The sequence below is a fragment of the Pseudomonas sp. Gutcm_11s genome (genome assembly GCF_028649395.1).
GTDB lineage: Bacteria > Pseudomonadota > Gammaproteobacteria > Pseudomonadales > Pseudomonadaceae > Aquipseudomonas.
This window is the reverse complement of record NZ_JAQSUW010000013.1, coordinates 80915-107542: the sequence shown is the minus strand read 5'-3', so window position 1 is coordinate 107542 and position 26628 is coordinate 80915. Positions and strand designations below refer to the sequence as shown.

Below are 26628 nucleotides of genomic sequence, written 5' to 3'. Positions count from 1 at the left end.
AGACGTCCCCGCCAACATGCGCACGCCAGGCTTCTAGCGTGCGGCATACTCGCCGTACGCAGTGGCACGAGGCAGAAGGGCAGAAGGGCAGAAGGGCAGATAGCTGACCTTTGCAAGATGCTGCTTCCGGCCACAAGCGGAAATCCGAAACGCCCGTTGTAAAGAGCCTAGGAAGTGTCAAAGATTAGAAAATGAATGTCTGCCCGCGTAAGGTTAGGGCATTGGCGGGTTCAATCGGCTGCGCGCTGAGAAAGGACATATGGAATCAATCTTTATCGCAGTAGGCATCTTCGTCTGCCTGTTGTCAGCATCCCTGCTGATGATGCATTGGTATCCCAAGCTATCAGCTCGTCACCGAGACGAAGAAACCAACACGGTGGTTCGCCTGGTTGCCAATATTTTTGTGGTTATGACTTCGCTGGTGTTCGGCTTGATGATCAACTCTGCCAAAAACACCTTCGAAGCCATCGATACGAACGTGCATGCCTTCGCCACCAGTCTGATCATCTTCGACCGTACGTTGAAAAACTACGGAGAAAAAGCAGAAGACACCCGCGCTCATCTAGTGGCCTACGTAGAGCACGCCATCGCCAACCCATATCGCGGAGACGAGGCGCTCCAGCACCGCAAAAGCCCAGCTACCCAATACCTGGATGATATCGGTGTGGCCCTGGCCGCCATTGATCCTGAGAGTCGCTATCAGGAGACTCTACTTGAAGAGCTCCGTCAGCAATATCGCTTGCTCATCGAGCAACGCTGGAAAATTGTCGAGCAGTCCGAAGGAGCGATTCCTCTCCCACTCATAGGCATGCTGGGGGCATGGCTGACATTGATCTACGCCAGCTTTGGCTATCGAGCCCCACGCAACCCAATGGTAATAAGCATGTTTACCGTATCGGCACTATTGATTGCTGCATCCGTCTATCTGGTGCTCGACATGGACATCCCTTTCCACGGGGCGATACAGATTTCAGACTCGCCATTGCGTAGAGCGCTGGCTGAAATGCACCTGTAGCGGCGCGCTGGACTGACGACTTCTTCGGGTTGGCTACTTGCCTGAGAGATCGAACGTCTGGAGTCGGCCAATAGCAGTCATTCGCTGGCGATGGTTATCGGCAAGTGGCAACAGCTCGAAGAACATAATCGACCGTTACCGGCCGATAGTGATCGCCAGCGGATCACGGTCTCTGTCGTAATCCAGCTTCGCCTGTGCCGCGCTTTCGGAGGTGAAGCAAACCAGAGTCGCTACCTGCTTCGGTTTGAATAGAGAGTGTGCAACCCCCATGCACACCCCTGCCGCAGGGTTACACGGGATAAGGTTGAAATCGAACTCTCTCCACGTATCTGGCTGAGTCTGATTCACCTTGTGCTGATACTGCTTGATAGCCGCGATCTGGTTAGCTGCCGTTTTGCTGATTTGTGCGTCACGGAAAATCGGCGAAAACACATCAGGCTTCACCCTGAAATCATCAGAGGTGAAGTAGAAATAACAGTATTCGTTCGTGAGCGGAGCTGCCGGCTCTACTACCTCAGCTTTCTTCGGAATCTGCACCGGTTGAGGTTGTGGTGTCTGAACCACAATAGTGGGCGTCGTTACAGGAGCGATGGCGGCCACAGATGGGGCATTTGCAGGGGGTTGCCTCTAGCTTTGATGTACTCCAGACCACCAGGCGGAAGTTGAGATTCAAGCTCTTTCAAGGACTCAGGGTGCTTGAGAACCTGGTCAACCATCGCCGCCTGTAGTGACGTAATGCCAGGCATACATCCACTCTCTCTTTCGACCTGCTGGATCGACGCTAGAGCCCAGTTAGCATGCTTTCTAACGTAGTCATCACTATCAGCAACAAGCCGTTCCTGCACTCCCCGCTCTACAGCCAGCGCTACGCAATCCTTACCGCGATAGTTGGCAGGCGCCTCACCTGAATTCTCAGGTGTCTCCGTACTGGCGTATGCATCAAACATCACCTCGTTGGCAATGCCTACGGCACATCCAGTAAGCGCGGACGTGGCTACTGCCAAGCAGATCACTTTGAATACGCTCATAGAGACGCCCTCCCCGGCGGCGATCCATCATCCACGAGCTAGTGATTCCTAGGGAAGTGGGTGCAAGAGAAAAAGCCCCGCGCAGGGGAGCGCCGGGGCGCAGGTTAATTTGCTGGGCAGCAAACCTCGTGGCGGGCGGCTGCAACCGGCCAAAAGTACCCACTCCCTCTGCAGCAATTTCTTGCAAGCGGCCGGACTCCAGAGGTCTACCAATGGTTGCGAACTTCTCCTAGCTGCCCGGATCGGACATCCATATAGCCCTTGCACATCCTGGCCATCAGCGATGGCCGAACCCCATGCAAACCGGGTGGGTAGGAGCTTTGCGCAAAACAGGCGACAATGCCCAGCATCGCGGAAGCAGCAGCGCGCATCTCATAAGATGCTGGCACGATCAGTGGAGGGCATGGACTTGTATCAACTAGCGCGCCTTAAAAGCGGCATCAAGGGCCTGGACACGCTATTGAAAGGCGGCTTTGTTGCTGGCGCCTCCTACATCATTCAAGGTCGACCAGGGTCTGGGAAAACCATCCTGGCCAACCAGCTCGGTTTCAACCACATCGGCGATGGCGGGCGTGTCCTTTTCGCCACCCTGTTAGCCGAGCCTCATGATCGGCTGTTCCAGTTCCTCTCGACGCTGAGCTTCTTCGACAAGGAGCAGATCGGCGAGAAAATCCAGTTCGTCAGCGCATTCGACACCCTGGAAAATGACGGCCTGGACGAGGTGGTGAAGCTGCTGCGCCGGGAGATCAGCCGGCAGAAGGCGACGGTCATGATTCTGGACGGTCTGCTCAATGCGCGCTCCAAGGCCGAGTCGCCGATCGACACGAAAAAATTCATTTCCGAACTCCAAGGCCACGCCGCTTTTGCCGGCTGCACGGTGCTGTTCCTGACCAGCTCGCAGCTCGAGGATGGCAGCCCGGAACACACCATGGTCGATGGTGTGATCGAGATGGGCGAAGAGACCATTGGCCCGCAGACCGTCCGCCGCATCAAACTGCGCAAGACTCGCGGCAGCGGTGCGATCTCGGGAGTACACGAGTTCGAAATCAACGAAAACGGCATCGTGGTCTATCCACGGCTGGAAAGCGTGCTTAACCCTCTCGCCGGTGATGACGCCGACAACTTCACTCGCTTGAGCAGTGGCATACCGACGCTGGATACGGTGCTTGGCGGAGGTTTGGCACGTTCCTCGACCACCCTGATCGCCGGCCCTTCCGGTACGGGGAAAACCTCCATCGGCATCCAGTTCATCGGGGAGTGCACCCGCGAGGAGCCCGGTCTGTTCTTCGGGTTTTACGAAACACCGCAACGCTTGCGCATGAAAGCAGCTGGGCTGGGCTTCGACTTTCCGGCAATGGAGAGTAGCGGCGCACTCAACATCGCATGGCGCGCTCCAACCAAGGGGCTGATAGACCGGCTAGGGTATGAGCTGCTGGACATTGTCGAGCGCAAACGGATCAAGCGCGTGTTCCTGGACAGCCTGGGCGGCATGGTTCGCGTGGCTGCGGACAAAACCCGCGTGCTGGATATCTTCTCCGCGCTCATGGGGCAGCTGCGAGCGCAAGGCGTGACCGTGGTTGCGACGTGGGAAGCCCAGAGCCTGATCAGCAGTCACGTCGATGCTCCCGTGCCGGATCTCTCCAGCATTGCAGACAACCTGCTGCTGATGCGCTTTGGCGAGAAAGGCTCTGAACTGCAACGACAGCTGTCGATCCTTAAAGTCAGAGACAGCGCTTATGACCCTTCTTTGCTTGAGGTAGTCATAGGTGGCCCTGGAATATCCGTGAAGAAGGCCTAACCCATGTCCTGGGCGCACCATTCGAAGCCAGAATCTATGCAGCAGGTAACTGTCGCTAGAGCCGTCCGTGATGTGGATCGCCTATGACAACGGTGCTGATACTCGATGACGAGTACCTGATCGCCAATATTCTGAGCTTCGCCCTGGAAGATGAAGGCTTACTCACGGTTACCGCTGGCAGCGGAAAGCGGGCCTTGGAGATTCTGGATAGAGAGCGCCCCGACCTGATCATCACTGATTTCATGATGCCGGGCATGACGGGCATAGAATTCGCCGAGGCGGTAAGAGCGCATCCCGATCACAAGAGCACGCCCATGATTCTTATGAGCGGCGCGCAAGCTCACCTGGGTACCGCTCGCTCCGACCTGTTCGCAGCGGTGCTCGATAAACCCTTTCGGATCGAGTCGGTTATCGAGCAGGTCAAGGCATTGCTCAAGCTCGAAACCTAATCGCCCTACCCTTCACAAACTCCAGCGACAGCCTCTTCATGGCCGACGGTTCGGGCTACCTGCTCAAGGTGGCAACCAAGGACTGCTCTGGCTGCGAATACCTCTATCGGAAGATCGAAACCTGACCGAATCGGCGGAAACGGGACAGAAGCCTTGACCCCTTTCCAGCCCCATCGCTAGATTCCAGACACCTCTCTGGCGTAGGGCTTTTGCCCTGCGATGGTCTCAACAGCAAAGGATTGTCGCCATGTGTCCTTCCCTCAGGCATTTACTGCCTGCCTTGCTCCTAAGCACTTCTTTTGCCGCGCAGGCGGATGTCCCGCCTACCGGCGACTTCTGGATCGTCCATCAGGAAGAGGCTGAGTCTGGATACCGCCACATTTACTACATCGATGATCGTGCCGGGAATGCCAGTCGCCCTGGCGGAATTCGCACGGCAGGCGTTTTCCAGGCGGAAAGTCGGGAGGGAGGTTCAGCCTGGGTCGGTTTCCTCGATATCGAAGTGGACTGTGCCAAGCAAAGGGCACGCGTCACCAACATTCAGGTGCATAACGACTGGGGCAACACCTGGTCCGGCAAGGATGTAGACGGCGAATGGCTCAAGAAACCAGAAGACTGGATGATCAAGAGCCGGGACTTTGTCTGCAAACCAGGTGAGCGAGCGTCGAACCGTGCATACCACCACCTTGGGAAGATGCAGGTTTCGACCTTGGACGAACAGTCCGGCGCGATTTTCATCGCTCAAGGACGTGAACTGGCCAAAGAGGCCATCCTGAAGAAGATCGATGAAGCCTTCGACATGATGCCCCAGCCGGCAACCGGCGGTTCGACGGAGAGCGTGCAATGAAAAGGATCATCGCGCTCGGAATGACGACCCTGCTGCTGAGCGGCTGCGCGGGTATGAACGTCCCGGATACCCTGGCCCGCAACTACTGGAAGGATCGCCCCGTATCCGAAGTGATCGACTACTTCGGCGCGCCACAACAGATAGGTGGAATGACCGACAGGCAGTGGGTCGTACTGGTGTATGGCTACGACACCTCGTACACCACGCGCGAAGCCCTCGGCACCTATACCGGCCCCATGAATGGGCAGCTGGTGCATCAGGAATACTGGGGGGACGTGTTCAACCAGGCCAACTGCGAAATGCGCGTCGCGATCAACCGGGACAGGCGGGTGGATATGATCGCAACCAAGGGTTCCAACTGCGGCAGCATCGACCTGGTTCCTAACTAAATAGCCTCGGCGTCCTGCCGCTAACAGAGGCCTGATTAAAAACCAGGCCTCTGCACTGATCTGTCCCCTCACTTCCGACCTGACAACGAGTTGCTTGCTCGTGCCTGCGGATCGGCGCCTACCCCCAGATAATCTGCCCAGACGCTCTCGCGCAGCGCAGTCAGCCCTGCGCGTCAGGCTGCGCCTCAGGCGCGGCGGCCTTGAAGGCGTCCAGCGCCAGGCAGCGATCCTCCATCTCCAGCAGCCGCGGCAAACCTTCGATTGCGCAGGCAAAGCGCCGGGCGTTGTACAGCTGCGGAATCACACAGGCTTCCAGATATCCCGGCCGGTTACCCAGCGACAAGCCGCCCTTGAACCCTTCGAGCCCCTGCTCCACCGCCGCCAGCCCCTTCTCTACCCAGTGCCGGTACCAGGTGTTCTTCGCCTCGTCGTCGACGCCCAGCTCGGTGCTGAGGTACTGCAGCACGCGCAGGTTGTTCAGCGGATGGATATCGCAGGCGATATGCAGCGCCAGCGCACGCACCTGGGCGCGCTGGATCGGTTCGGCCGGCAGCAGCGCCGGCACCGGGAAGACTTCGTCGAGGTATTCGAGGATGGCCAGCGACTGGGCGATGCGTGCCCCGCCGTTGCGCTCGTCCACCAGCAGCGGCAGCAGCTCCTGGGGGTTCAGCGCCTGGTACTCGGCACTGTGCTGCTGGCCACCGTCCTTGACCAGGTGCACCGGCACCTGGCGGTAGGCCAGGCCCTTGAGGCCCAAGGCAATGCGTACCCGGTAGGCGGCGCTGGAGCGCCAGTAGCCGTAGAGCGTCAGCTCACTGCTCATAGCGCTCCACCGCCTGGTCGATGGCGCCGAAGATGCTCTGGCCGGCGGCGTCGAGCATCTCGATGCGCACCCGGTCGCCGAACTTGAGGAACGGCGTCTTGGCCTCGCCCTGCTCGATGATCTCCAGCATGCGTTTTTCCGCCAGGCAGCTGGAGCCGGCGCTGCGGTCATAGTTGGACACGGTGCCCGAACCGATGATGGTGCCGGCGCCCAGCGGACGGGTCTTGGCGGCATGGGCGACCAGGGTCGGGAAGTTGAAGGTCATGTCGGTGCCGGCATGCGGCTGGCCGAACAGCGCGCCGTTGATGTGCGACAGCAGCGGCCGGTGCACCTTGCCGTCCTTCCAGGCCTCGCCCAGTTCGTCCGGGGTCACCGCCACCGGCGAGAAGCTCGACGACGGCTTGCTCTGGTAGAAGCCGAAGCCCTTGGCCAGCTCGCCGGGGATCAGGTTGCGCAGCGACACGTCGTTGACCAGCATCAGCAGCTGAATGCGCTCGGCCGCCTGGGCCGCCGTGGCGCCCATCGGCACGTCGTCGGTGATCACCGCGATCTCCGCTTCCAGGTCGATGCCCCAGGCCTCGTCGCCCATCTGGATCGGCGCGTGCGGCGGAATGAAGCTGTCGGCGCCGCCCTGGTACATCAGCGGGTCGTGCCAGAAGGATTCCGGCATTTCCGCGCCACGGGCCTTGCGCACCAGCTCGACATGGTTGACGTAGGCGCTGCCATCGGCCCAGTGGTAGGCGCGCGGCAGCGGACTGTGGCAGTCGGCCTGATCGAAGAAGAAGGCCTCGTCGATCAACCCATCGTTGAGGCGCTGGTAGACCGACTCCAGCAGTGGGCGCTTGACCTCCCAGTCGTCCAGCGCGGCCTGCAGGGTGGCGGCGATCTGCGGCACCTTCACGGCGCGGGCCAGGTCGCGGGAGACGACCACCAGTTCGCCGTCGCGGCCCAGGTTCAGTGATGCGAGTTTCATGCTTCAGCCTCGTTAGGCGCGCCGTGCGCGCCAGGGAATTCGTTCAGCGTGCGTGCGGCCAAACGGCCACGCACTTCTACTTCAACCCCGGCGCACGCCAGGAGTTCACGTATTCGGGCACGTCCACCGCGGCAGCGGCCTCGGCCACCTCCAGCGCGCGGCGGGTGTCGATCATCACCGCCACTTCCTCGGCGAAGGTGGCCGGGTCTTCCTGGGCTTTCTTCAGCGCCTTGGGGTGCGGGCCGTGGGGGAAGCCGCAGGGGTGCAAAGTCACCATCCCAGCCTCGATGTTGTCGCGGCTGAAGAAGTTGCCACGGTGGTAGAACAGCACCTCGTCGTAGTCGTCGTTGTTGTGGAAGAACGGCACCTTGAGTGCGCCAGGGTCGCTCTCGACCGGACGCGGGGTGAAGGTGCAGACCACGAAGCCGTTGGCGACGAAGGTGGTGTGCGCCGACGGCGGCAGGTGGTAGCGGTGGCTCATCAGCGGGCGAATGTCGCGCCAGTTGAGGCGCACCACGGTGTTGTCGCCATGCCAGCCCACCGCATCCAGCGGGTTGAACGGATAGGTGACGGTGCTGATCTGGTTGCGCCGCTTGATGCGGATCTGCCAGGTCTGCTCGTCCTGCTGGGCCTTGAAGGCGTCGTCGATATGCGGGTGTTCGAGCACCGCCGGGTCGAAGATCGCCTGCGGGCCGAGCAGGCCCTTGTCCGGCAGCTGGTAGGCGCCGTCGGTGTTCTCGATCAGCAGGAAGTGGCTGGGCACCGTTGGCTCGATGCGCCAGGCGGTGCCACGCGGGATCAGCAGGTAGTCGCCGTCGCGGTATTCCAGGTGGCCGAAGTCGCAGTAGAAGTGCCCTGCGCCGTCGTGCACGAACAGCAGCTCGTCGCCGTCGCTGTTGCGCACCAGGTGGCGCATGGCGCCGTGGGTCTTCCACACGCGCAACTTCACATCGGCGTTGTGCAGGGTCAGCGGCGCCTCCAGCGGGCAATCACGCTCGCTGGATATCTTGTTGAAGTTGAACGCGTGCGGGCGCAGCGGTCCTTCCCAGTCGATCCAGCCGGTGGGCGGATGCTTGTGGTGCAGGTGGGTCACCGGGCCGAAGAAGCCCTCGCGGCCCATCTCCCGCTCGTAGGTGCCCTCGGGGAAATCGCAGTGGGCCTGGCGCGAGTGCTCGCCCTCGCGCAGGGGGAAGCTGATCCATTTGCGGCTCATTGCCGGGCTCCTGTCATGTATCGAGTTTCGTAGCGAGCGCAGGCCTGGCTAGGCGCCGCTTCGCGAAGGTGCGCAGTTGACATGTCGGTCAATGAGCAACCTGAGCGAGGCGGCAACACCGCCAGGGCAAGCGCAGTAGAAAATCGGTACATGACTACTCCTCGGAGATCACGCCGCGACGCAACTGGTCCTCTTCGATGGATTCGAACAGCGCCTTGAAGTTGCCCTCGCCGAAGCCCTGGTTGCCCTTGCGCTGGATGATCTCGAAGAAGATCGGGCCGATCACCGTGTTGGTGAAGATCTGCAGCAGGATGCCGTCATCATCAGGCGCCCCGTCGATCAGGATGTTCAGGTCGCGCAGGGTGGCGGTCGGTTCACCGTGGCCGGCCACGCGGCTGTCGACCTTTTCATAGTAGGTGTCCGGCGTGCTCATGAAGTCCACGCCGTTGGCGCGCAAGCGGCGCACCGTTTCGTAGATATCGTCGGTGCTCATGGCGATGTGCTGGATGCCCTCGCCGTGGTACTCGCGGATGAATTCCTCGATCTGCGACTTGTCGTCGGCCGACTCGTTGATCGGGATGCGGATCTTGCCGCAGGGCGCGGTCATGGCGCGGGAGAACAGGCCGGTGAGCTTGCCCTCGATGTCGAAGTAGCGGATCTCGCGGAAGTTGGCGATGCGCTCGTAGAAGCCGGACCAGACGTCCATCTGCCCACGCTTGACGTTGTGAGTCAGGTGGTCGATCTGCTGCAGGCCGACGGCGTTGTCGCTAGGCTTACGGCCTTCGAGGTACTCGAAGTCGACGTCGTAGATGCTCTTGTCGCCGTAGCGGTCGACGAGGTACAGCAGCGAGCCGCCGATGCCCTCGACACAGGGAATGTTCAGCTCGCCGAAGTTGGCGTGGCTGCCGACCAGGGTGGCGCCCTGCTCTTTCACGTAGGCGGCGGCCTGGGCTGCGTTCTTCACCCGGAAGGCCATGGCGCAGGCGCTCGGCCCGTGCTTTTCGCCGAAGGCGCGGACGTGGCCGGTGGGGCTGCCGTTGAGCACGAAGTTGATGTCGTTCTGCTGGAACAGCCAGACCTGCTTGGAGCGGTGCTTGGCCGTTTCGGTGAAGCCCATGGCGCTGAACAGCTGGCGCAGCTGCTCGATGCCCTCGGCGCTGGGCGCGGTGAATTCGACGAACTCGAAACCGTCGGTACCGATGGGGTTGTGCTGATCGATCTTGGCCACGGCGTTCATCCCGCCTCCTGATTGTTATTGTTGGGGCGCCTGCCAGTCGGGCCGGCAGGGGTTTGTTATGCCCATGACAGCCGGCGGCGAGCGGCCGCACAAGCCAGCGTCCAGCGCCGCCCAGCCCGGCTCGCCGAGCCATTCGGCAAGTTTTCCTTACAGCTCGCCGAGCCGCCGTGGCCTGCTGGCTGCTCCGCCAGTGGCGTCACGATTTGTTTACAAGCTGGACAGCCTGCTTTCCGGCGCCACTGCCGCGGGCCATACAAGCAGTCTGCGCCTGGGCTAAGATCGCGCCAGCCAACCCGACAGCAGGTGCCCATGGCCCGCGCCACGCCCCCCGATCTGAGCAACACCAGCATCCCGCTGCGCGCCTTAGCGCGCAGCTATCCGCGTGGGTTGTTCATCGAGCCGCACCAGCACGAGTGGGGCCAGCTGCTGTATGCCGTGTCCGGAATCATGTGGGTGGAAACACCCGGCGAGGCGCTGCTGGTACCGCCGCAGCGCGGCGTGTGGCTGCCGCCGGGCGTGCCGCATGGCATCCGCGTGGTGTCCGAACTGCAGATGCGCAACATCTACCTGAGCCCGCAGCTGGCCCGCGAGCTGGACAGCCAGGTGCAGGTGTTCGAGGTGCGTACGCTACTGCGCGAGCTGATCGTCGCCCTGGTCGAGCAGGAACAGCAGACCGATGCGCCCTACTACGCCGCCCTGGCCGAACTGGCGGTGCTGGAACTGCGCCGTGCCCGCCGCTCGCAGCTGCGCGTGCCACTACCCGACGGCGCCGACCGCCGCCTGCTGCAGCTGTGCCAGGCGGTGATGGCCGCGCCTTCGCTGGAGCTGTCGTTCGAGCAGCACGCACAGGAGGCCGGTGCCAGCGTGCGCACCCTGTCGCGCCTGCTGCTGCGCGACCTGGGCATGGGCTTCGCCCAATGGCGCCGCCAGGTGCAGCTGGCCAGCGCCGCCGCCGCGCTGATCCAGGGTGTGCCGGTGGGGCGCATCGCCCGCGAGCTGGGCTACCAGCCCGCCAGTTTCAGCGACATGTTCCGCCGCGAACTGGGCCTGACACCCAGCGAATACCGCGACAACCTCGGCGCCTGAACGCCACAACTTGGCCGATAGCCTGAAGTCCTTGGCCGAATACCCGGATCGAGCGGCCATACACTGCGCCCAACCCGCCAGCGCCCAGCGGCCCTGGCAGTTCGCCTCTCGATAAGGACCCTCCATGCACGCTCTGCAGTTCTCCAGCACCGGCGATCTCGCCTCCCTGCGCCACGTCGAACTCTCCCGCCCCGAGCCTGACGACGGCGAGGTGCTGGTACAGGTGCACGCCGCCGGCCTCAACCCCAGCGATGTGAAGAACGTGCTCGGCCGCTTCCCCTACACCACCCTGCCCCGCGTGCCCGGCCGTGACTTCGCCGGCGTGGTGGTGGAAGGCCCCGCGCATCTGCTGGGCAAGGCCGTGTGGGGCACCGGCAAGGGCCTCGGTTTCAGCCGCGATGGCAGCCATGCGCAGTACATCTGCCTGCCTGCCGATGGCGTCGCGCTCAAGCCGGACTCCCTGAGCTTCAGCCAAGCCGCCGCCCTCGGCGTGCCCTACACCACCGCCTGGGATGCGCTGATCCGCAGCCAGGTCGGCCCAGGTACCCGCGTGCTGGTGATCGGCGCCAACGGCGCGGTGGGTACGGCAGCACTGGGCCTGGCCAAGGCCCTCGGCGCGGACGTGCTGGCGGCGGTGCGCAATCCGCAGCTGCAGGAGCAACTGCTGGATAGCGGCACCGCCTGCCTGCTGCTGAGCAGTGCCGAGCAGCTGGGTGCGCAAGTGGAGGCAGTATTCCCCGGCGGCGCCGAGGTGATCTTCGATACCACCGGCTTCTGGCTGCCGGCCGCGGTCGGCGCCCTGGCCACCTTCGGCCGCATCGCCTACATCGCCGCGCCGCTGGACGGCATGGTCGAGCTGCCGGCGCTCAACCTGTACCGCCGCGGCGGCACCCTGGTCGGGGTCAACACCCTGCTCTACAGCCCGGCCGATTGTGCACGCATGCTCGAAGAGTTCGGCAAGCTGTTCGATCAGGGCCTGCTGACGCCGCCCACCGCGCTCAGCGAGCTGCCGTTGAGCGCCGGCCCCGAAGCCTATGCGGCGGTCAACACGCCGGGCAGCTGCGAGAAGATCATCCTTCTGCCCTGACCGGTTAGCTGGTCGGGTCCGCCAGCGCTGCCACCTGCAGCCCGGCGAAAGTAGCGAAGGGCTGCGGGCGCCCCAGATGGTAGCCCTGGGCGAAGTCCACGCCGATTTCGCCCAGCACGGCGAGGATCTCCGCCGTCTCGACGAACTCGGCGATGGTGCGCTTGCCCATGACGTGGCCGATCTGGTTGATCATCTCGACCATGGCCCGGTCGATGGGGTCGTCGAGCAGGTCGCGGACGAAGCTGCCGTCGATCTTCAGGTAGTCCACCGGCAGGTGGCGCAGGTACATGAACGACGACATGCCGGCACAGAAGTCATCCAGCGAGAAGCGGCAGCCGAGCGCCTTGAGTTCGTTGATGAAGTGGGTGGCGTCGGCCAGGTTGGCGATGGCCGCCGTCTCGGTGACCTCGAAGCAGATGGTCTGCGGCGCCACCGGGTAGCTGCCGAGCTGCTCGCGAATGAAGGCGAGGAACTCGCGGTCGCCGATGCTGGCGCCGGACAGGTTGATCGCACAATGCAGCTGCGGCGCATGCGGGTGCTCGGCGTGGAAGCGCGCGAGGATCTCCAGGGTGTGGCTCACCACCCAGCGGTCGATCTGCGACATCAGGCCATAGCGCTCGGCGGCGGGAATGAAGCTGCCGGGGGCGATCAGCTCGCCGTCCTCCTGCAGGCGCAGGAGGATCTCCACATGGCCGCCATCCTCACCGGCGCGCAGCGGCACGATGGGCTGCGCGTAGAGGCGGAAACGGTCCTCCTCAAGGGCACGCTGGATGCGCTGCACCCAACTCATCTCGCCGACCTTGTGCGACATCTCCGAGTCGTCCGGCTGGTAGGCGTGCACCCGGTTGCGCCCACGTTCCTTGGCCGAGTAACAGGCCAGGTCCGCGGTGCGCAGCAGTTCGGCCAGGCTCACCTGACCCGGCGGCACCTGCACCAGGCCGATGCTGGCGCTGATGCTGAACACCCGCCCACCCCAGGCGAAACGCAGCTCCTGCACCGACTTGCGCAGCGCCTCGGCCACGCGCAGGGCGGCCTCGGTCGGGCAGTTCTCGAGGATCACGCCGAACTCGTCGCCACCCAGGCGCGCCAGGGTATCGCCCTCGCGCAGGTGCAGCTGCAGCTCCTGGCAGACCTGCCGCAGCAGCTCATCGCCGGCGGCATGGCCACAGGTGTCGTTGACCAGCTTGAACTGGTCCAGGTCGATGAACATCAGGGCATGGCGCCCGTGCTGGCGCAGCATGCGCGCCAGCAGCTGGGCCAGGCGGTATTCGAACTCGCGGCGGTTGGCCAGCCCGGTCAGGGCATCGTGGCTGGCCTGCCAGGACAGGCTGGCCACGAACTGGCGCTCACGAGTCATGTCGTGCAGCACCATGACCACGCCGCTGACCAGGCCGCGCTCCTGGATCGGCGTGCCGACCAGGTTGACCGCTACCTTGCTGCCGTCCTGGCGCACCACCAGCTTGGCGTAGTCGCCATCCTCCTGGCCGGCGAGTATCTGCTGCAGCGGCGAGACGGCGTTGGCCTCGGAGTGCTCGTCGACAATGGAAAACAGCTGCTCGAAGGCGCGACCCTCGGCCTGCTGCAAAGCACAGCCGGTGAGCTGCTCGGCGGCGGCGTTCATGTAGGCGATGCGGCCCTCGCGATCCAGGCTGATCACCGCGTCGCCGATGGAGGCGAGGATGGTCTGTGCGCGCTGCTTGACCGCTGCCAGTGCCTGATCGGCTTCCGCCCGCTGGATCAACAGGAGCCGCGTGCGCAGCACCGCCAGGCTGATCAGCAACACCCCGGTGCACAGGTTGCCCAGCACCAGCAGCCAGAGCACCGCGCGCGAGGCCTCGCCGAGAATCTGCGAGAAGAGTTCGGCGGCCCGTGTGGCGCCGAGATTGATGCCCTCGATCTGCCCGCGCCATGCCGCGCGCTGCGCTGCCGTCGCCGCACCGGTCAGGCTCTGCTGCTCGACTTCTCCGGCCAGCATGGTCAGCTCGAACACGTAGCGGTCGCCGCGCTCCCATTGTTCGATGGCACGCTGCAGATAGCTGAACTGGCGAAAGTAGCGATACAGCCAGATCATCCCCTCGACATCGTCCGGATGGTTCTTGCCCTGCAGGATGCCGGCCCGCGCACGCTCCAGATCCGGCTCGGGCTGGTGATCCATGGCGATGCGGAAATCGTTGTCGCCGAGCGGTACCTCGATAGCCTCGTGGTACAGGCGCAGGTGGCGGTCGGCACCGCTCTGCACGTAGAGGTCGAGGTAGTGGATGGCGTCCTTGAGGCCCTTGGACCACATGCTCTCGCCAGCTACGTAGCCGCGCACCGCCGAGTGCAGATAGAGACTGCCGCCCGCCAGCAGCGACTGCAGCAGCACGACCAGCACAAACGGCCAGACCAGCCGCAGCAACTGCGAAGTGATGCGCGCCCGCGGGGCGCCCGTCTCCTGACTCATCTATCCCTGTCTCCCCGAACGAGGCGGCGGGCGCGGCGATCTGCGCACGAATGCTGGCGTACCAGACAGGTATAGATGGCTTTTTGCCAAGTCGCAGAATAGTCAGGTTTTTTCGGCCAACTCCGCGCCCGCCGGGCCCTCAGGCCCCGACGAACTGCAGGTTGGCATCGTTCAGCTGGTCGGCCACCACGCCGAGCAGGAACACCTGGCTGTTCTGGTCCAGGGTGATCAGGGTGCCCAGCTCGCCTGAACCGGTCTGCTGCTCGCTGATACTCAGCGACTGGAAGCTCAGCGGCCCGCCGACGAAGGTCAGCACATCCTCCTGCGGGTCGAAGTCGAGCACGCTGTCGCGGCCGAAGTTCAGGCGCAGGAAGAAGTCGACGTAGTCGCCATCCTCGCCTACAGGCACGCTGACCCATTCGTCCATGAGGAACTCGAAGCTGTCGCGCCCGGCGCCGCCGGTGAGGTAGTCGGCGCCATCCACGGCACCGGGTCGGTTCACACCACCGTTGAGCACGTCGTTGCCGTCACCGCCGTAGAGCCGGTCACTGCCACCGCCGCCCCACAGCCAGTCATCACCGGCATCGCCATGCAGGCGATTGTCGCCGGCATCGCCGCCCAGCGAGTCGGAGAAGCGGCTGCCACTGAGGTTCTCGATATTCAGCAACACATCGCCTGCGGCCTCGTATGTCCCCGCCTGGGTCGTCAGCGACATGGCGATGCCGGTCACCGACTCACCGTAGTCGGCAGTGTCGTTGCCTTCCCCACCATCGAGATAGTCGGCGCCCTCGCCACCACGCAGGATGTCGTCTCCCCAGCCGCCGAATAGGCGATCGTCGCCAGCATTGCCGGACAGCCTGTCATCGCCGCCGGGCTGCCACTGCGAATCGCCATGGATCACGTCGTTGCCGCTGCCGCCGCTGATACGGTCCGCGCCGCCCTCGCCGTGCAACTGGTCATCCCCAGCGCCACCACTGAGCACATCGTTGTCATAGCCGCCGTACAGCCAGTCGTCGCCGTTGCCGCCGCGCAGCACGTCCTCGCCGAGCCCGCCCCAGGCGTAGCCGGCACCCTGCAACAGCAGCGAGTCGTTGCCGCCCCGGCCGAACAGCAGGCTCAGGTCCGCACCGCCATGCAGCGTCTCGCCGCCGTCATCACCGATCACCTGGTCGACCACCGCAGCGCTGGGCACCCAGACGCCGAGCAAGTGCATCTGCACATCGTCGTCATCGCGGAAGAAGAAGCCGCCGGCGCTGGCCTGGCTCATCCAGAAATTCGGCCCGTCCTCATCGCTCTGCGAGAACAGGAAGGCCCGGGCATCGGCCAGTGGCAACTCCAGGCCCTGGCTGCTCAGGCTCAGGACAGGCGCGGCCCAGGGCGTGAAGTCGCCCTCGTCGAGGCCATCCACGCGCGGCAGTGGTAGCTGGAAGTCCACGCCGCTGGCAGCATCCAGCGTCACGCTGCCCACGCCGGCGCCATCCAGCGCGGCCAGGTAGGCAGTCAGCGCGGCGCCACTGAGCACCAGCTGGCCCTGCACCTGTTCGCCGGGGGCGAAGCCATAGGCGCCAGGATTGTTGTTCAGGTAGGTGTTGCCGTCGTCGTAGAAGCGGTCCTCGACCAGACCGTAGAAGGTCCAACCCATGCTGTTATCGGTAGGCATAGCAAGCTCCGTTCGGTGATCAGCCTGACCGGGCCGGCGCATGATCCGTAATGCGCCCGGGTGGAATCCTTCATGCACGCCTGCGGCACGGGCCAAAGCCCGCACCCGCGCATTGGACCGGGCGCCGCGCATGGATGATCGGCAGGCCCGACGAAAGGCGTTGGCGACTCATCTGATACGGTTTTTGCCGCACAACCTGAATCTGTTATCCAAGCAGTCCGGCAGACACAATTCGCTCAGCCTGATTAGAAGCCCGAGAGGCCCACCATGAGCGAGCGCATACCGGCGCAGATCATCGATACCATCGACCCGCGCCAGCCAGTCCGCATGACCCCGGCGCAGGCCGGCGGCCCCATTCACACCCGCAGTTTCACCGGTCTGTACCGCAACCTGCGCCTGTACGGTGCCGGCCTGCTGTTCCTGATCTTCTTCGGCACCGCCTGGCTGGACTGGGACGGTCGCCAGGCCGTGCTGTGGAACCTGGCCGAGCACCGCTACTACATCTTCGGCGCCACCTTCTGGCCGCAGGATTTCATCTTGCTCTCGGCGCTGCTGATCATCTGCGCCTTCGGCCTGTTCACCATCACCGTGTTCGCCGGCCGCGTGTGGTGCGGCTATAGCTGCCCGCAAAGCGTGTGGACCTGGGTGTTCATGTGGGTGGAGAAGATCACCGAGGGCGAGCGCAACCAGCGCATCAAGCTCGACGCCGCACCCTGGGGCCCGGCCAAGCTGCTGCGCCGCGGCGCCAAGCACGGCCTGTGGCTGGCGGTTGGGCTGCTCACGGCGCTGACCTTCGTCGGCTACTTCACGCCGATCCGCCCGCTGGCCATGGAGCTGTTCAGCGGCGAGCTGGAAGGCGCCGCGCTGTTCTGGATCCTGTTCTTCACCGCCGCCACCTACCTCAACGCCGGCTGGCTGCGCGAGAAGGTCTGCGTGTACATGTGCCCCTACGCGCGCTTCCAGGGCGTGATGTTCGACCGTGACACCCTGCTGGTCGCCTATGACGCCACCCGTGGCGAGAACCGTGGCCCGCGCAAGAAGGACGTCGACCACAAGGCCGAAGGCCTCGGTGACTGCATCGACTGCACCATGTGCGTCCAGGTCTGCCCCACCGGCATCGACATCCGCGACGGCCTGCAGGTGGAGTGCATCGGCTGCGCCGCCTGCATCGACGCCTGCGACAGCATCATGGACAAGATGGGCTATGCCCGCGGCCTGATCCGCTATGGCTCCGAGAGCGAGATGCAGGGTGGCCGCCGCCACCTGCTACGGCCGCGCTTGATCGGCTACGCGGTAGCCCTGCTGCTGATGATCGGCGCCTTCGCCTGGGCCCTGCAGGCGCGCTCACTGGTATCGCTCGATGTGGCCAAGGACCGCGGCATGTTCCGCGAGAACGCCGCCGGGCAGATCGAGAACGTCTACCGCCTCAAGGTGATCAACAAGACCCAGGAGCCGCAGCGCTACCACCTGGGCCTGGTGGCAGGCCAGCCGTTCAGCCTGAATGGGCCGAGCGACATCCACCTGGACGCCGGCGAGATTCTCGAGGTACCGGTCAGCGTGGTGCTGGAGCGCGAGCCACTGGGCCGCAGCCCCGCACCGGTGCACTTCGAGGTGATCAACCTGCGCGACGGTGACGAGCGCCTGGAGGCCGACAGCACCTTCATCGCCCCGAGCGGGCGCTGATGGCAGGCCAGCCCCCCCAGCCCTTAGACTGTGCGCCCACATGGAGCGCAGTCAGGGGCGAGATGAAACGCTACGAACAGTTGGCCGACCAGATAGCCGAGCTGATCCGCAGCGGCGTGCTCGCCCCCGGTGAGCGCGTGCCCTCGGTGCGCCACGCGCGGCGCACTTACGGCGTCAGCCCGTCGACCATCTTCCAGGCCTACTACCTGCTGGAGGATCGCGGCCTGATCCAGGCCCGCGCGCGTTCCGGCTACTTCGTCCGCGAACTGGCCAGCCAGGCGCTGGCCGAACCCGGCAGCAGCGCACCGACCGCCACCAGCACCGAGGTGGACGTCAGCGAGCTGGTGTTCTCCGTGCTCGGCTCGCTGAAGGACCCGGCCACCGTGCCCTTCGGCTCGGCCTTCCCCAGCCCGCAGCTGTTCCCCCTGCCGCGCCTGGCGCGCTCCATGGCCCACGCCCTGCGCGACATGCCGGCGCATGCGGTGATCGCCGACATGACCGCCGGCAACCCCGACCTGCGCCGGCAGATCGCCCTGCGCTACATGGTCGCCGGCGTGCGCCTGCCGCTGGAGGAGCTGGTGATCAGCAACGGCGCCATGGAGGCGCTCAACCTGTGCCTGCAGACGGTGACCCAGCCGGGCGACCTGGTAGCCATCGAGTCGCCGGCCTTCTACGCCACCCTGCAGGTACTGGAGCGACTCAAGCTCAAGGCTGTGGAGATTCCCGTGCACCCGCGCGAGGGCATCGACCTCGGCGTGCTGGCCGAGCGCCTGAACAGCCTGCCGATCAAGGCCTGCTGGTTCATGAGCAGCTTGCAGAACCCGATGGGAGCCAGCCTCTCCGATGCCAAGAAGGCCGAGCTCTACGAACTGCTGCACCAGCACCAGGTGCCGCTGATCGAGGACGACGTGTACGCCGAGCTGTACTACGGCGCCCACCCGCCCAGGCCGATGAAGAGCTTCGACCGCGGCGGCCTGGTGATGCACTGCGGCTCCTTCTCCAAGAGCCTGGCGCCGGGCTACCGGGTCGGCTGGGTGGCCGGCGGGCGTTATGCCGAGCAGATCAGCCGGCTCAAGCTGATGACCACCATCTCGCCCTCGGTGCCGGCCCAGGCGGCCATCGCCGACTACCTGCAGCACGGCGGCTACGACCGCCATCTGCGCAAGCTGCGCATCGCCCTGGAGACCCAGCAGGCGGCCATGCTCGCCTCCGCCGCCCGGCACTTCCCGGCCGAGACGCGGGTCACCCGCCCCAGTGGCGGCTACTTCCTGTGGTTCGAGTTCCCCGAGCGGGTCGACTCGCTGCAGCTGTTCCAGCTCGCCCTGGCCCAGGGCATCAGCCTGGCGCCGGGACCGATCTTCTCCGCGACCCGTGGCTTCCGCCATTGCGCGCGGTTGAACCATGGCCACCCCTGGGATGCCCAAAGCGAGAGCGCGATGGAGCTGCTCGGGCGCATCCTCGCCGCGTTCTAGCAGCCCCAGACCACCACTCCAGGCAGGCCGGCGCGGCTCGCGGCTATGCTGCGGGTAGGCAGCGACCGAGTCGCGGGCAATAATGGCACCGTGCCATACCAGAACAAGGACAGACGACCATGAGCGACGACAGCGCAACTTCCGCCGCCAGCGAAGCATCCGGTGAAGCGCCCAGCGAGCAGCAGCGCATCGAGCAACTGGAGAAAGCCGGCAAGCTCAACCGCCTGCTGATCTTCGGTCTGGCCGGCGCTCTGGTGCTGAACCTGATCGCCTGGATCCTGGTCGCCGCCCTCAGCGGCCCGGACGAGCCCGAGGAAGACGAGCATGCCGCCGCCGTGGCGAGCATGGCCAGCGTCGAAGCCCTGCAGAAGGAAGTCGGCGCCCTGCAACTGCAGATCGCCCCGTTGCAACAGCAGATCAAGGATCAGCAGCGCCTGATCCTGCTGCAGGCCCAACAACAGACCGCCGCGCCTAGCGAATCAACCGCTGCAGCCCCCGAGGCTGCGGACACCCGCGAGCAGGACCGGGAGAACATCCGCATGGTCGCGCGCACGCTGATCGGCCAGGAAAACAACTACCAGCACACCCTCAATGCGCTGAAGGACGGCATGGAAGAGCTGGCCGGCATGACGCCGGGCTCGCGCAGCTGGCTGGACTTCTACAAGGACTCGCTGACCAAGCCCATGGCCGACAGCCAGGCACGGGTCAAGGCCCTGCAGGCCTGGGAGTCCAAGCAAGCCGCCAAGCAGTAATCCCCTCCCCTCGTTGCGGCAGCCCGCCTGCCGCAACGCGCCTCACGCCTCGCCCGCGCCTCGCCCGCGCTTCGCCCCAAAAATGCGCAGCAGTTCTCAATCGAAGTGCACAGCCGCCGCTCGCGGGCTCGCCACGCGCGTCCTGAACTCTCTCAATTTGCTGATAAATATCGGTTTTTATAAAGCTGGCACGAATAGCGCTTATAGCGAATTGGCTTAACCGAAATTGCCGCTAGAGCACATAGAAACAGTCAAGCCACCCAACACTTTGCGCATTCAGGAGTTTGCAATGCTGAAGAAACTGAGCCTGGCTCTTTCCACCACTACTCTGTTCTCCATGGCCGGCGTCGCCGTCGCCGAAACCGTCGACAGCCCGCTGGGCCAATTCGACGTCAGCATGACCGCCACCCTGGCCAGCGACTACATCTGGCGCGGCCAGTCGCAGACCGCCGGCGAAGCCGCGATCCAGGGCAGCCTGGACGTCGCTCACGAGAGCGGCCTGTACGCCGGCGTGTGGGCCTCCAACGTCGACGACGCGGCCTTCCCGGGCAACACCAGCGGCGCCGACATCGAAGTCGACTACTACGTCGGCTACGGCTACAGCTTCACCGACGACATCTCCGCCGACCTGCAACTGGCCAAGTACACCTACCCGCAGGCCAGCCAGTGGAACGGCTACGAGATCATGCCCAGCGTCAGCGCCTATGGCTTCACTCTGGGCTACAAGTACGGCGTAGAGACCGGGATTCATCCGACTTACACCTGGCTCAGCTACGAGTACGAGCTGCCGTACGAAATCACCGCCTCCGCCAGCTACGGCATGACCGACCAGAAAGCCGGCAGCGACGACTACAAGGACTGGAGCATCGGCCTCGGCAAGACCATGCTCGGCCTGGACTTCTCGCTGACCTACACCGACACCGACATCGACGCTGAAGTCTGCGAAGCCACCTATGGCAAGGACGACTACTGCGACTCCAACCTGACCGTCGCCGTGTCCAAGTCCTTCTAAAAACAAGGCCCTTTCAAGGGCCGTTGCTTGCTTGATTCAGGCCGCCTGCGGGCGGCCTTTTTCATTCAGTGCTGCAGGTGGCCGTAGAGCTTGGCGTACAGCCCGCCGTCGGCGATCAGCTGCTGGTGGTCGCCGTCCTCGGCGATGCTGCCGCCGTCGAACACCAGCACCCGATCGGCCTGTTTCACCGCGCTCAAGCGGTGGGCGACGATCAGCGTGGTGCGGCCGCTGAGGAAGCGACCGAGGGCCGCGTGCAGGGCGTACTCGGTGGCGGCGTCGAGGGCCGAGGTGGCCTCGTCGAGGATCACCACCTTGGGCTCGGCCAGCACCATGCGGGCGATGGCCAGGCGCTGGCGCTGGCCGCCGGAGAGGCGCACGCCGGAGCGACCGACCATGCTGTCCAGACCTTGCGGCAGCGCACGAATGGTTGCCGCCAGCTGGGCGATCTCCAGCGCCTGCCAGCAGGCCTCGTCGCTGCGCTCACGGCCCATGCACAGGTTGGCGCGCACCGTGTCGTTGAACAGCGCCGGATGCTGCAGCACCACGGCCACATGTTCGCGCACCCGCTCCAGGCCGATCTCCTCCAGGCTGGCGCCGCCGAAGCGTATGGTCCCGGCCTGGGCGGTATAGAGACCGAGCAGCAGCTGCACCAGGGTGCTCTTGCCGCCGCCGCTGGCGCCGACCAGGGCAACCTTCTCGCCGGGGGCGATGGACAGGTCGAGATCGTGCAGCACCGGGTCTTCGCGGTAGGCGAAGCTCAGCCCGCGCACCTCGATGCCCAGCGTTTCGCGGCCCTTGAAGGGGTCGATGCGCCCCTCGTGCTGCGGCTCGTCCGCACGCGCCAGCAGCTCGTTGATCCGCGCCAGCGCGCCGCCGGCGGCGTAGTAGGCGTACTGCAGGCTGAGCAGCTGCTCGACCGGGCCAATCATGAACCACAGGTAGCTGAACACCGCGAGCATCTGGCCGATCGACAGATCGGAGAACAGCACGGTGAGCATGGCTGCGGCGCGGAAAATATCGATGCCGAACTGGAACAGCAGGCCACTGGTGCGCGAGGCGGCGTCACTCTTCCACTGCGAGGCCACGGCATAGTCGCGCACCTCCTTCGCCCTGAGGCCGAGGCGGCCGAGGAAGAAGCCCTGGCGATTGCCGGCGCGCACCTCCTGGATCGCCTCCAGGGTCTCGGTCAGTGCCTGGGTGAAGCGTGCGGTGCTGTCGTTCTCCAGCTTCTTCAGGTGCTTGACCCGCTTGCCCAGCTGCACGGTGGCGTAGATCACCAGCGGGTTGAACAGCAGGATCAGCAGGGCCAGCTGCCAGTGCATCCAGATCAGGATGGCCGCGGTGCCGGTCAGGGTCAGCAGCGCCACCAATACCTTGCTCAGGGTCTCGCCGATGAACTTGTCGAGGGTGTCCAGATCGGTGACCAGGTGCGCGCTGACGGTGCCGCCGCCGAGGCTCTCGTATTCGCTCAGGGCGATGCGCTTGAGGCGCTCGATCAGGCGCACTCGCAGGCGGTAGGTCACATCCTTGGACAGGCGCGCGAACAAACGCGCCTGCAGCACGTTGCTGACCAGCGCGCCGAGGCGCAGCACCAGGGTCAGCGCCAGCATCAGGCCGATGTAGCCGGCGGCGCCCTCCCAACCCACCGGCAGGAAGCGGTCCATCACCTTGAGCGCGGCGTCGCCCTGCTTGAGCAGCACCTCGTCGACCAGCAGCGGCAGCAGCAGCGGAATCGGCACGCTGCACAAGGTGGCAATCACAGCGATCAGGTTGGCCAGGATCAGGCCCTTGCGGTGCCGCAGGGCCAGGCGACGAATCTCCGCCCAGGTCAAACGATCAGGCATGGGCGGCATGCTCCAGCCAGCGCCCGAGCAGAGGCTGCAGCACCTCGAGCGACTGGTAGCCGTTGGTCAGCAGGGCCATCTGGCCATCGCGCTCGGCCAACAACGTTGGGAAACCGGCGATGCCGAGGTCCTGCACCCAGGTGAAGTCGGCCTCGGTAGCGGCCTGCATGGCCTGGCTGTCGAAGGCCGCGGCGAACTCGATGCGCGGGATGCCGGCACGCTCGGCCAGTTCGGCCAGTACCGGGCCCTGGGTCACGTCGCGCCCTTCGGTATAGAAGGCCTGCTGGATCAGCTGCAGCAGCGACCAGGCACTCTGCTCGTCCAGCTGGCGCGCGGTGACCAGGGCGCGGCAGGCCGGCTCGGTGTCGTAGACGAAGCCTTCCGGCAGGGCGTTGGCGAAGTCGAACAGTTGCCCGGTGGCGGCGTTGACCGCCTGCCAGTGGGAGAGGATGCGCACCCGCACTGCCGGCTCCAGCGCTGCCTGCTGTCGGCGCAGGCCGCCGACCACCAGCTGCAGAGGCACATCGGCCGCCGCAGCCTGCTCGGCCAGGGCGCGGGCTACCGGAGCGAAGCCCCAGCACCAGGAACACATGGGGTCCATCACGTAAAGCAGGCGGGCTGGGCGCACGGGTGATCCTTACTTCGACAAGAGGGCGAGGAATGGCCGCAGTGTATCGCGCGACGCGGCCATGGATGTTGCCCTGGCTCAGCCTTCCTGCAGCGCCTTGTAGTTGTAGCCGATGGGGTGCGGCAGGTTGCGCGCCTGGGCGATCTCGATCTGCTTCTGGCGCTCGCGGGCGGCCTGGCGGGTCTTCTCCGACAGCGAGTCCCAGCAATGCGGGCAGCTGATGCCGGGCGAGTAGTGCTGGCTCTGGCGATCCTCGATGGAGATCGGATTGCGGCAGGCGTGGCACTGGTCGTAGTCGCCCTCGGAGAGGTCGTGGCGCACGGTCACCCGGTTATCGAAGACGAAGCAGTCGCCCTGCCACTTGCTCTGCTCCTGCGGCACCTCTTCGAGGTACTTGAGGATGCCGCCCTTGAGGTGGAACACCTCTTCGAAGCCTTCGCCGAGCATGTAGCTGGAAGCCTTCTCGCAACGGATGCCACCGGTGCAGAACATGGCGACCTTCTTGTGCTTGGCCGGGTCGTAGTGGGCCTTGATGTAGTCCGGGAACTCGCGGAACGACTGGGTCTTGGGATCGACGGCGCCCTCGAAGGTGCCGATGGAGACTTCGTAGTCGTTGCGGGTATCGATCAGCAGCACCTCGGGGTCGCTGATCAGGGCGTTCCAGTCCTTGGCCTCGACGTAGGTGCCGACGCGCTGGTTGGGGTCCACGCCCGGCACGCCGAGGGTGACGATTTCCTTCTTCAGCTTGACCTTGGTGCGGTAGAACGGCTGCTCGTCGCAGTAGGACTCTTTGTGGTCCACATCGACCAGGCGTGCGTCGCGCTTGAGCCAGGCCAGCAGGCCATCAATGCCTTCACGGGTGGCGGAAACGGTGCCGTTGATGCCTTCCTCGGCAAGCAGCAGGGTGCCCTTCACGCCGAACTCGACCATGGTGTTCAGCAGGGGCTCGCGCAGCGCTTCGTAGTCCGGCAGGGACACGAACTTGTATAGCGCCGCGACAACAATCTTCGCAGTCATTAAACGCTCTCCAGTGGTCACCCTCGCAAAGGGCGGACCGGGGATGAAATGAAAGCGCCGGCTAGAGCCGGCGCGGGGGCGATTCTAACGCAGGCGGGCGCCCGAGGGCACCCGCTGCGGGATCAATGGTCGTGCTTGCTGCCACCACGGCAGGTCGGCGAATCGGGGGCCATGCCCTGCTGCGCCCACTCCTCCGGGGTGTAGGTGTGCAGCGCCAGTGCATGGAACTGCTGCATCAGCTCGCCCAACGTGGCGTAGACCTTCTGGTGGCGCTTGACCGCGTTGAGGCCGGAGAACAGCGGGCTGACGATGACCGCCTTGTAGTGGGTCTCCTGGCCACGGCTGTGCATGTGACTCTCGTCCAGCACATCGAGGTGCTCGTTCTGCAGTGGCTGCAGGGCGGCGATGATCTTGTCGCGCATGCTCATCGGTGTGCTCTCCTCACTGCTTGGCGGGTTTGAGTTCGGCGGTCATCTCGCCGAGCAGCTTGTCCACTTCCGGCACGGCCTTCTGCAGGCGCTCCTGGGTCAGCTGGGCGGAGTGCGCCATCAGTTGCGGCATCTGCTCCAGCACCTTGCGCCCGACCGGGGTCTGGTAGAAGGCCAGCAGCTCCTTGAGCTCGGCCTCGGTAAAGGCGTCGGTATAGAGGGAGACCAGCTCATTATCCAGCTTGCCCTCGCCCACCACCTTGTCCAGCGCCGTCACCGCCTGGGCCTGGTAGCGCTCGAGCAGCGCCTTTTGCACCTCGTTGCCACCGGCCTGGACGAAGCGCTGGGCGAACATCTGGCGCACCTGCATGTAGGCCGGCACGGCCAGCTTGTCAGCGCGGGTCAGTTCCAGGAAGCGCTTGGCCTCGACGGCATGGCTGGCGGGATCGGCCAGCAGCGGCCCGCAGACCAGCAGTAGCAGGAGGGAACAGGCAGCGCGCAGGCGAATCATGGGGAAGTCCTTGGGGAAAACGCGGGCGGCCATTCTGCGCGCTGCGCCGCGACGGCTCAAGCGCGCGGCAGTGCAGCAAAAGGCCAGCACTTGCCGCGACAGTCGGTGGATGGGCATGATTGCCGTTCTCTCGGTGGCCGGCCATAACTCGCATAAGCAGTGCCTGCCCCACACATGGACGTGTCTGATGAACAGTTTCACCAACCCGCTTGCCGCGCCCTTGCAGCCGCTGTGTGACCCGCGTGGCCGCCTCCTGCCAGAGGCCATCGGCTGGTCCAGCCGCCCTCAGGTGCATTGCGCCCTGCCCGGCAACATAGGCCGGCGCAAACGCTGGAACCGCTGGTGCATCACCACGCCGGACTGGATGCTGGCGCTGACCATCGCCGACCTCGACTACCTGAGCTACGGCTCCGCCTTCTTCCTCGACCTGCACAGCGGCAAATCGGCCTCGCATACCCAATTGCGCCCCTTCGGCCTCGGCAGCGAGCTGCCGGACACGCCGCTGGAGAGCCACAGCTTCAACCACAGCCGCCTGCAGCTGCGCGCCGATGATCGCGGCAACGCGGTCCGCCTGACTGTGATCGCCCCGGACATCGGTGGCCAGCCGCTGCAAGTAGCGCTGGATATCCAGCGCCCGCAGCATCTGGAGTCGGTCAACCTGGTCTGCCCGATGGGCAAGCGCAGCTTCCACGCCAGCTGCCGCCAACTGGGCCTGCCGGTAACAGGAAATCTGCAGCTGGGCCGTCAGCAGTACCTGTGCAGCGCGGGGCAAAGCTTCGCCGCACTCGATTTCGCCCGTGGCGTGTGGCCGTTGAACAGCCACTGGACCCGCGCCGTGTTCGCCGCACCCGGCGGCATCGCCGGTAACTTCGGCAGCGTCTGGACCGAATACAGCGGCCTGTCGGAGAACGCCCTGTGGTTTGGTGGCGAGCTCCTGCACATGGATGAAGAAGTACTCTTCGAGCAGAGCCCGCTGGGCCCGCAGGAGCCCTGGCGGCTGCATAGCGCCAGCGGCCAGGTCGAGCTGAACTTCACCCCGCGCCAGCTGCACCGGGCCTGCCCCAAGTTCGGCCCCTTCTATGCCGACACCCGTCAGTGGTTCGGCCACTTCGATGGTCTGCTGCGCGGGCCGCAGGGCGAGAAGGTCCCGGTCAGCGGGGCCTGCGGCTGGCTCGGCGCCACTCACGCGCGCTGGTAATCGCACCGATAGACAAGCCGGGGAACCCACCCCTC

General features: G+C 64.7%; 25 protein-coding genes. 12 read left to right on the top strand and 13 right to left on the bottom strand.

Going from position 1 to position 26628, the window contains the following annotated elements:
- The first annotated feature begins 259 nt into the window (after positions 1–259).
- Positions 260–1015, top strand: coding sequence for a bestrophin-like domain (locus tag PTT45_RS10345; protein ID WP_273813141.1), 756 nt, complete (start codon positions 260–262; stop codon positions 1013–1015).
- Between the two features lie 135 nt (positions 1016–1150).
- Here PTT45_RS10345 and PTT45_RS10340 read toward each other — a convergent pair whose 3' ends face one another.
- Both PTT45_RS10340 and PTT45_RS10335 read right to left on the bottom strand, forming a co-directional pair.
- On the bottom strand, positions 1151–1615 hold the full coding sequence (locus tag PTT45_RS10340; protein ID WP_273813140.1) for a hypothetical protein: 465 nt from the start codon (positions 1613–1615) through the stop codon (positions 1151–1153).
- The gene (locus tag PTT45_RS10335) at positions 1594–2043 is read right to left on the bottom strand and encodes a hypothetical protein (RefSeq protein WP_273813139.1); all 450 of its coding nucleotides are present in this window, start codon (positions 2041–2043) and stop codon (positions 1594–1596) included. The genes PTT45_RS10340 and PTT45_RS10335 overlap by 22 nt, the downstream gene beginning before the upstream one ends.
- Positions 2044–2446: 403 nt before the next feature.
- Between PTT45_RS10335 and PTT45_RS10330 the strand changes: the two genes are divergently transcribed.
- From PTT45_RS10330 to PTT45_RS10315, 4 genes are all read left to right on the top strand, one after another.
- On the top strand, positions 2447–3841 hold the full coding sequence (locus PTT45_RS10330; protein WP_273813138.1) for an ATPase domain-containing protein: 1395 nt from the start codon (positions 2447–2449) through the stop codon (positions 3839–3841).
- An 83-nt stretch (positions 3842–3924) separates the two neighbouring features.
- Entirely contained in the window at positions 3925–4290 is a 366-nt protein-coding gene (locus PTT45_RS10325; protein WP_273813137.1) for a response regulator, read from the top strand.
- A gap of 247 nt (positions 4291–4537) precedes the next feature.
- Positions 4538–5137, top strand: a complete 600-nt coding sequence (locus tag PTT45_RS10320) for a hypothetical protein (protein ID WP_273813135.1) — start codon at positions 4538–4540, stop codon at positions 5135–5137.
- Positions 5134–5526 carry a hypothetical protein gene (locus PTT45_RS10315; protein WP_273813134.1) on the top strand — a complete coding sequence of 131 codons (393 nt, stop codon included), beginning with the start codon at positions 5134–5136 and terminating at the stop codon, positions 5524–5526. The genes PTT45_RS10320 and PTT45_RS10315 overlap by 4 nt, the downstream gene beginning before the upstream one ends.
- 160 nt (positions 5527–5686) lie before the next feature.
- On the opposite strand, the gene maiA is transcribed toward PTT45_RS10315, so the two are convergent.
- The 4 genes from maiA to hppD form a co-directional block, all read right to left on the bottom strand.
- Positions 5687–6349, bottom strand: a complete 663-nt coding sequence (maiA, locus tag PTT45_RS10310) for a maleylacetoacetate isomerase (protein WP_273813133.1) — start codon at positions 6347–6349, stop codon at positions 5687–5689.
- Positions 6339–7322 carry a fumarylacetoacetate hydrolase family protein gene (locus tag PTT45_RS10305; RefSeq protein WP_273813131.1) on the bottom strand — a complete coding sequence of 328 codons (984 nt, stop codon included), beginning with the start codon at positions 7320–7322 and terminating at the stop codon, positions 6339–6341. Before PTT45_RS10305 ends, maiA begins: the two co-directional genes overlap by 11 nt.
- Before the next feature lie 76 nt (positions 7323–7398).
- Positions 7399–8535, bottom strand: a complete 1137-nt coding sequence (locus PTT45_RS10300; RefSeq protein WP_273813130.1) for a homogentisate 1,2-dioxygenase — start codon at positions 8533–8535, stop codon at positions 7399–7401.
- A gap of 154 nt (positions 8536–8689) precedes the next feature.
- Positions 8690–9772, bottom strand: coding sequence for a 4-hydroxyphenylpyruvate dioxygenase (hppD, locus tag PTT45_RS10295; protein WP_273813129.1), 1083 nt, complete (start codon positions 9770–9772; stop codon positions 8690–8692).
- Positions 9773–10081: 309 nt separating this feature from the next.
- On the opposite strand from hppD, the gene PTT45_RS10290 reads away from it, so the two are divergent.
- Both PTT45_RS10290 and PTT45_RS10285 read left to right on the top strand, forming a co-directional pair.
- On the top strand, positions 10082–10858 hold the full coding sequence (locus PTT45_RS10290; protein WP_273813128.1) for an AraC family transcriptional regulator: 777 nt from the start codon (positions 10082–10084) through the stop codon (positions 10856–10858).
- 124 nt (positions 10859–10982) lie between these two features.
- On the top strand, positions 10983–11945 hold the full coding sequence (locus PTT45_RS10285) for a quinone oxidoreductase family protein (RefSeq protein ID WP_273813127.1): 963 nt from the start codon (positions 10983–10985) through the stop codon (positions 11943–11945).
- Between the two features lie 4 nt (positions 11946–11949).
- Here the strand turns inward: PTT45_RS10285 and PTT45_RS10280 are convergent, their stop codons facing one another.
- Both PTT45_RS10280 and PTT45_RS10275 read right to left on the bottom strand, forming a co-directional pair.
- Positions 11950–14388 carry an EAL domain-containing protein gene (locus tag PTT45_RS10280; protein WP_273813126.1) on the bottom strand — a complete coding sequence of 813 codons (2439 nt, stop codon included), beginning with the start codon at positions 14386–14388 and terminating at the stop codon, positions 11950–11952.
- A gap of 139 nt (positions 14389–14527) precedes the next feature.
- Positions 14528–16048 (bottom strand): calcium-binding protein, encoded by a 1521-nt coding sequence (locus tag PTT45_RS10275; protein WP_273813125.1) that lies wholly within the window; start codon positions 16046–16048, stop codon positions 14528–14530.
- 267 nt (positions 16049–16315) lie between these two features.
- Between PTT45_RS10275 and ccoG the strand changes: the two genes are divergently transcribed.
- The 4 genes from ccoG to PTT45_RS10255 all read left to right on the top strand — a co-directional run bounded on the left by ccoG (position 16316) and on the right by PTT45_RS10255 (position 20967).
- The gene (ccoG, locus tag PTT45_RS10270; RefSeq protein ID WP_273813124.1) at positions 16316–17731 is read left to right on the top strand and encodes a cytochrome c oxidase accessory protein CcoG; all 1416 of its coding nucleotides are present in this window, start codon (positions 16316–16318) and stop codon (positions 17729–17731) included.
- A gap of 62 nt (positions 17732–17793) precedes the next feature.
- On the top strand, positions 17794–19203 hold the full coding sequence (gene mapR / locus PTT45_RS10265) for a GntR family transcriptional regulator MpaR (protein WP_273813123.1): 1410 nt from the start codon (positions 17794–17796) through the stop codon (positions 19201–19203).
- A gap of 119 nt (positions 19204–19322) precedes the next feature.
- Entirely contained in the window at positions 19323–19955 is a 633-nt protein-coding gene (locus tag PTT45_RS10260; protein ID WP_273813122.1) for a hypothetical protein, read from the top strand.
- A gap of 289 nt (positions 19956–20244) precedes the next feature.
- The gene (locus PTT45_RS10255; protein ID WP_273813121.1) at positions 20245–20967 is read left to right on the top strand and encodes a TorF family putative porin; all 723 of its coding nucleotides are present in this window, start codon (positions 20245–20247) and stop codon (positions 20965–20967) included.
- A gap of 65 nt (positions 20968–21032) precedes the next feature.
- Here PTT45_RS10255 and PTT45_RS10250 read toward each other — a convergent pair whose 3' ends face one another.
- The 5 genes from PTT45_RS10250 to PTT45_RS10230 form a co-directional block, all read right to left on the bottom strand.
- Positions 21033–22811 carry an ABC transporter ATP-binding protein gene (locus PTT45_RS10250; protein WP_273813120.1) on the bottom strand — a complete coding sequence of 593 codons (1779 nt, stop codon included), beginning with the start codon at positions 22809–22811 and terminating at the stop codon, positions 21033–21035.
- A complete protein-coding gene (locus PTT45_RS10245) occupies positions 22804–23403 on the bottom strand; it encodes a DsbA family protein (protein ID WP_443218177.1) in 600 nt (199 codons plus the stop codon). The genes PTT45_RS10250 and PTT45_RS10245 overlap by 8 nt, the downstream gene beginning before the upstream one ends.
- Before the next feature lie 114 nt (positions 23404–23517).
- Positions 23518–24456, bottom strand: coding sequence for an oxygen-dependent tRNA uridine(34) hydroxylase TrhO (gene trhO, locus PTT45_RS10240; protein WP_273813118.1), 939 nt, complete (start codon positions 24454–24456; stop codon positions 23518–23520).
- A 122-nt stretch (positions 24457–24578) separates the two neighbouring features.
- Positions 24579–24884, bottom strand: a complete 306-nt coding sequence (locus PTT45_RS10235) for a BolA family protein (protein ID WP_273813116.1) — start codon at positions 24882–24884, stop codon at positions 24579–24581.
- A gap of 13 nt (positions 24885–24897) precedes the next feature.
- On the bottom strand, positions 24898–25395 hold the full coding sequence (locus PTT45_RS10230; protein WP_273813301.1) for a DUF2059 domain-containing protein: 498 nt from the start codon (positions 25393–25395) through the stop codon (positions 24898–24900).
- 187 nt (positions 25396–25582) lie between these two features.
- Here PTT45_RS10230 and PTT45_RS10225 point away from each other — a divergent pair, with 187 nt between their 5' ends.
- Entirely contained in the window at positions 25583–26593 is a 1011-nt protein-coding gene (locus tag PTT45_RS10225; protein ID WP_273813114.1) for a DUF2804 domain-containing protein, read from the top strand.
- The last annotated feature ends 35 nt before the right edge of the window (positions 26594–26628 follow it).

What these genes read in the sequence shown, in the direction of transcription:
- trhO (WP_273813118.1), bottom strand. Translation starts at nt 24,456, where the DNA reads ATGACTGCGAAGATTGTTGTCGCGGCGCTATACAAGTTCGTGTCCCTG.
- PTT45_RS10300 (WP_273813130.1), bottom strand. Translation starts at nt 8,535, where the DNA reads ATGAGCCGCAAATGGATCAGCTTCCCCCTGCGCGAGGGCGAGCACTCG.
- PTT45_RS10345 (WP_273813141.1), top strand. Translation starts at nt 260, where the DNA reads ATGGAATCAATCTTTATCGCAGTAGGCATCTTCGTCTGCCTGTTGTCA.
- PTT45_RS10225 (WP_273813114.1), top strand. Translation starts at nt 25,583, where the DNA reads ATGAACAGTTTCACCAACCCGCTTGCCGCGCCCTTGCAGCCGCTGTGT.
- PTT45_RS10315 (WP_273813134.1), top strand. Translation starts at nt 5,134, where the DNA reads ATGAAAAGGATCATCGCGCTCGGAATGACGACCCTGCTGCTGAGCGGC.
- maiA (WP_273813133.1), bottom strand. Translation starts at nt 6,349, where the DNA reads ATGAGCAGTGAGCTGACGCTCTACGGCTACTGGCGCTCCAGCGCCGCC.
- PTT45_RS10230 (WP_273813301.1), bottom strand. Translation starts at nt 25,395, where the DNA reads ATGATTCGCCTGCGCGCTGCCTGTTCCCTCCTGCTACTGCTGGTCTGC.
- PTT45_RS10280 (WP_273813126.1), bottom strand. Translation starts at nt 14,388, where the DNA reads ATGAGTCAGGAGACGGGCGCCCCGCGGGCGCGCATCACTTCGCAGTTG.
- PTT45_RS10235 (WP_273813116.1), bottom strand. Translation starts at nt 24,884, where the DNA reads ATGAGCATGCGCGACAAGATCATCGCCGCCCTGCAGCCACTGCAGAAC.
- PTT45_RS10245 (WP_443218177.1), bottom strand. Translation starts at nt 23,403, where the DNA reads ATGTGTTCCTGGTGCTGGGGCTTCGCTCCGGTAGCCCGCGCCCTGGCC.
- PTT45_RS10275 (WP_273813125.1), bottom strand. Translation starts at nt 16,048, where the DNA reads ATGCCTACCGATAACAGCATGGGTTGGACCTTCTACGGTCTGGTCGAG.
- PTT45_RS10305 (WP_273813131.1), bottom strand. Translation starts at nt 7,322, where the DNA reads ATGAAACTCGCATCACTGAACCTGGGCCGCGACGGCGAACTGGTGGTC.
- hppD (WP_273813129.1), bottom strand. Translation starts at nt 9,772, where the DNA reads ATGAACGCCGTGGCCAAGATCGATCAGCACAACCCCATCGGTACCGAC.
- PTT45_RS10255 (WP_273813121.1), top strand. Translation starts at nt 20,245, where the DNA reads ATGCTGAAGAAACTGAGCCTGGCTCTTTCCACCACTACTCTGTTCTCC.
- PTT45_RS10290 (WP_273813128.1), top strand. Translation starts at nt 10,082, where the DNA reads ATGGCCCGCGCCACGCCCCCCGATCTGAGCAACACCAGCATCCCGCTG.
- PTT45_RS10285 (WP_273813127.1), top strand. Translation starts at nt 10,983, where the DNA reads ATGCACGCTCTGCAGTTCTCCAGCACCGGCGATCTCGCCTCCCTGCGC.
- mapR (WP_273813123.1), top strand. Translation starts at nt 17,794, where the DNA reads ATGAAACGCTACGAACAGTTGGCCGACCAGATAGCCGAGCTGATCCGC.
- PTT45_RS10335 (WP_273813139.1), bottom strand. Translation starts at nt 2,043, where the DNA reads ATGAGCGTATTCAAAGTGATCTGCTTGGCAGTAGCCACGTCCGCGCTT.
- PTT45_RS10260 (WP_273813122.1), top strand. Translation starts at nt 19,323, where the DNA reads ATGAGCGACGACAGCGCAACTTCCGCCGCCAGCGAAGCATCCGGTGAA.
- PTT45_RS10250 (WP_273813120.1), bottom strand. Translation starts at nt 22,811, where the DNA reads ATGCCTGATCGTTTGACCTGGGCGGAGATTCGTCGCCTGGCCCTGCGG.
- PTT45_RS10320 (WP_273813135.1), top strand. Translation starts at nt 4,538, where the DNA reads ATGTGTCCTTCCCTCAGGCATTTACTGCCTGCCTTGCTCCTAAGCACT.
- PTT45_RS10325 (WP_273813137.1), top strand. Translation starts at nt 3,925, where the DNA reads ATGACAACGGTGCTGATACTCGATGACGAGTACCTGATCGCCAATATT.
- ccoG (WP_273813124.1), top strand. Translation starts at nt 16,316, where the DNA reads ATGAGCGAGCGCATACCGGCGCAGATCATCGATACCATCGACCCGCGC.
- PTT45_RS10330 (WP_273813138.1), top strand. Translation starts at nt 2,447, where the DNA reads ATGGACTTGTATCAACTAGCGCGCCTTAAAAGCGGCATCAAGGGCCTG.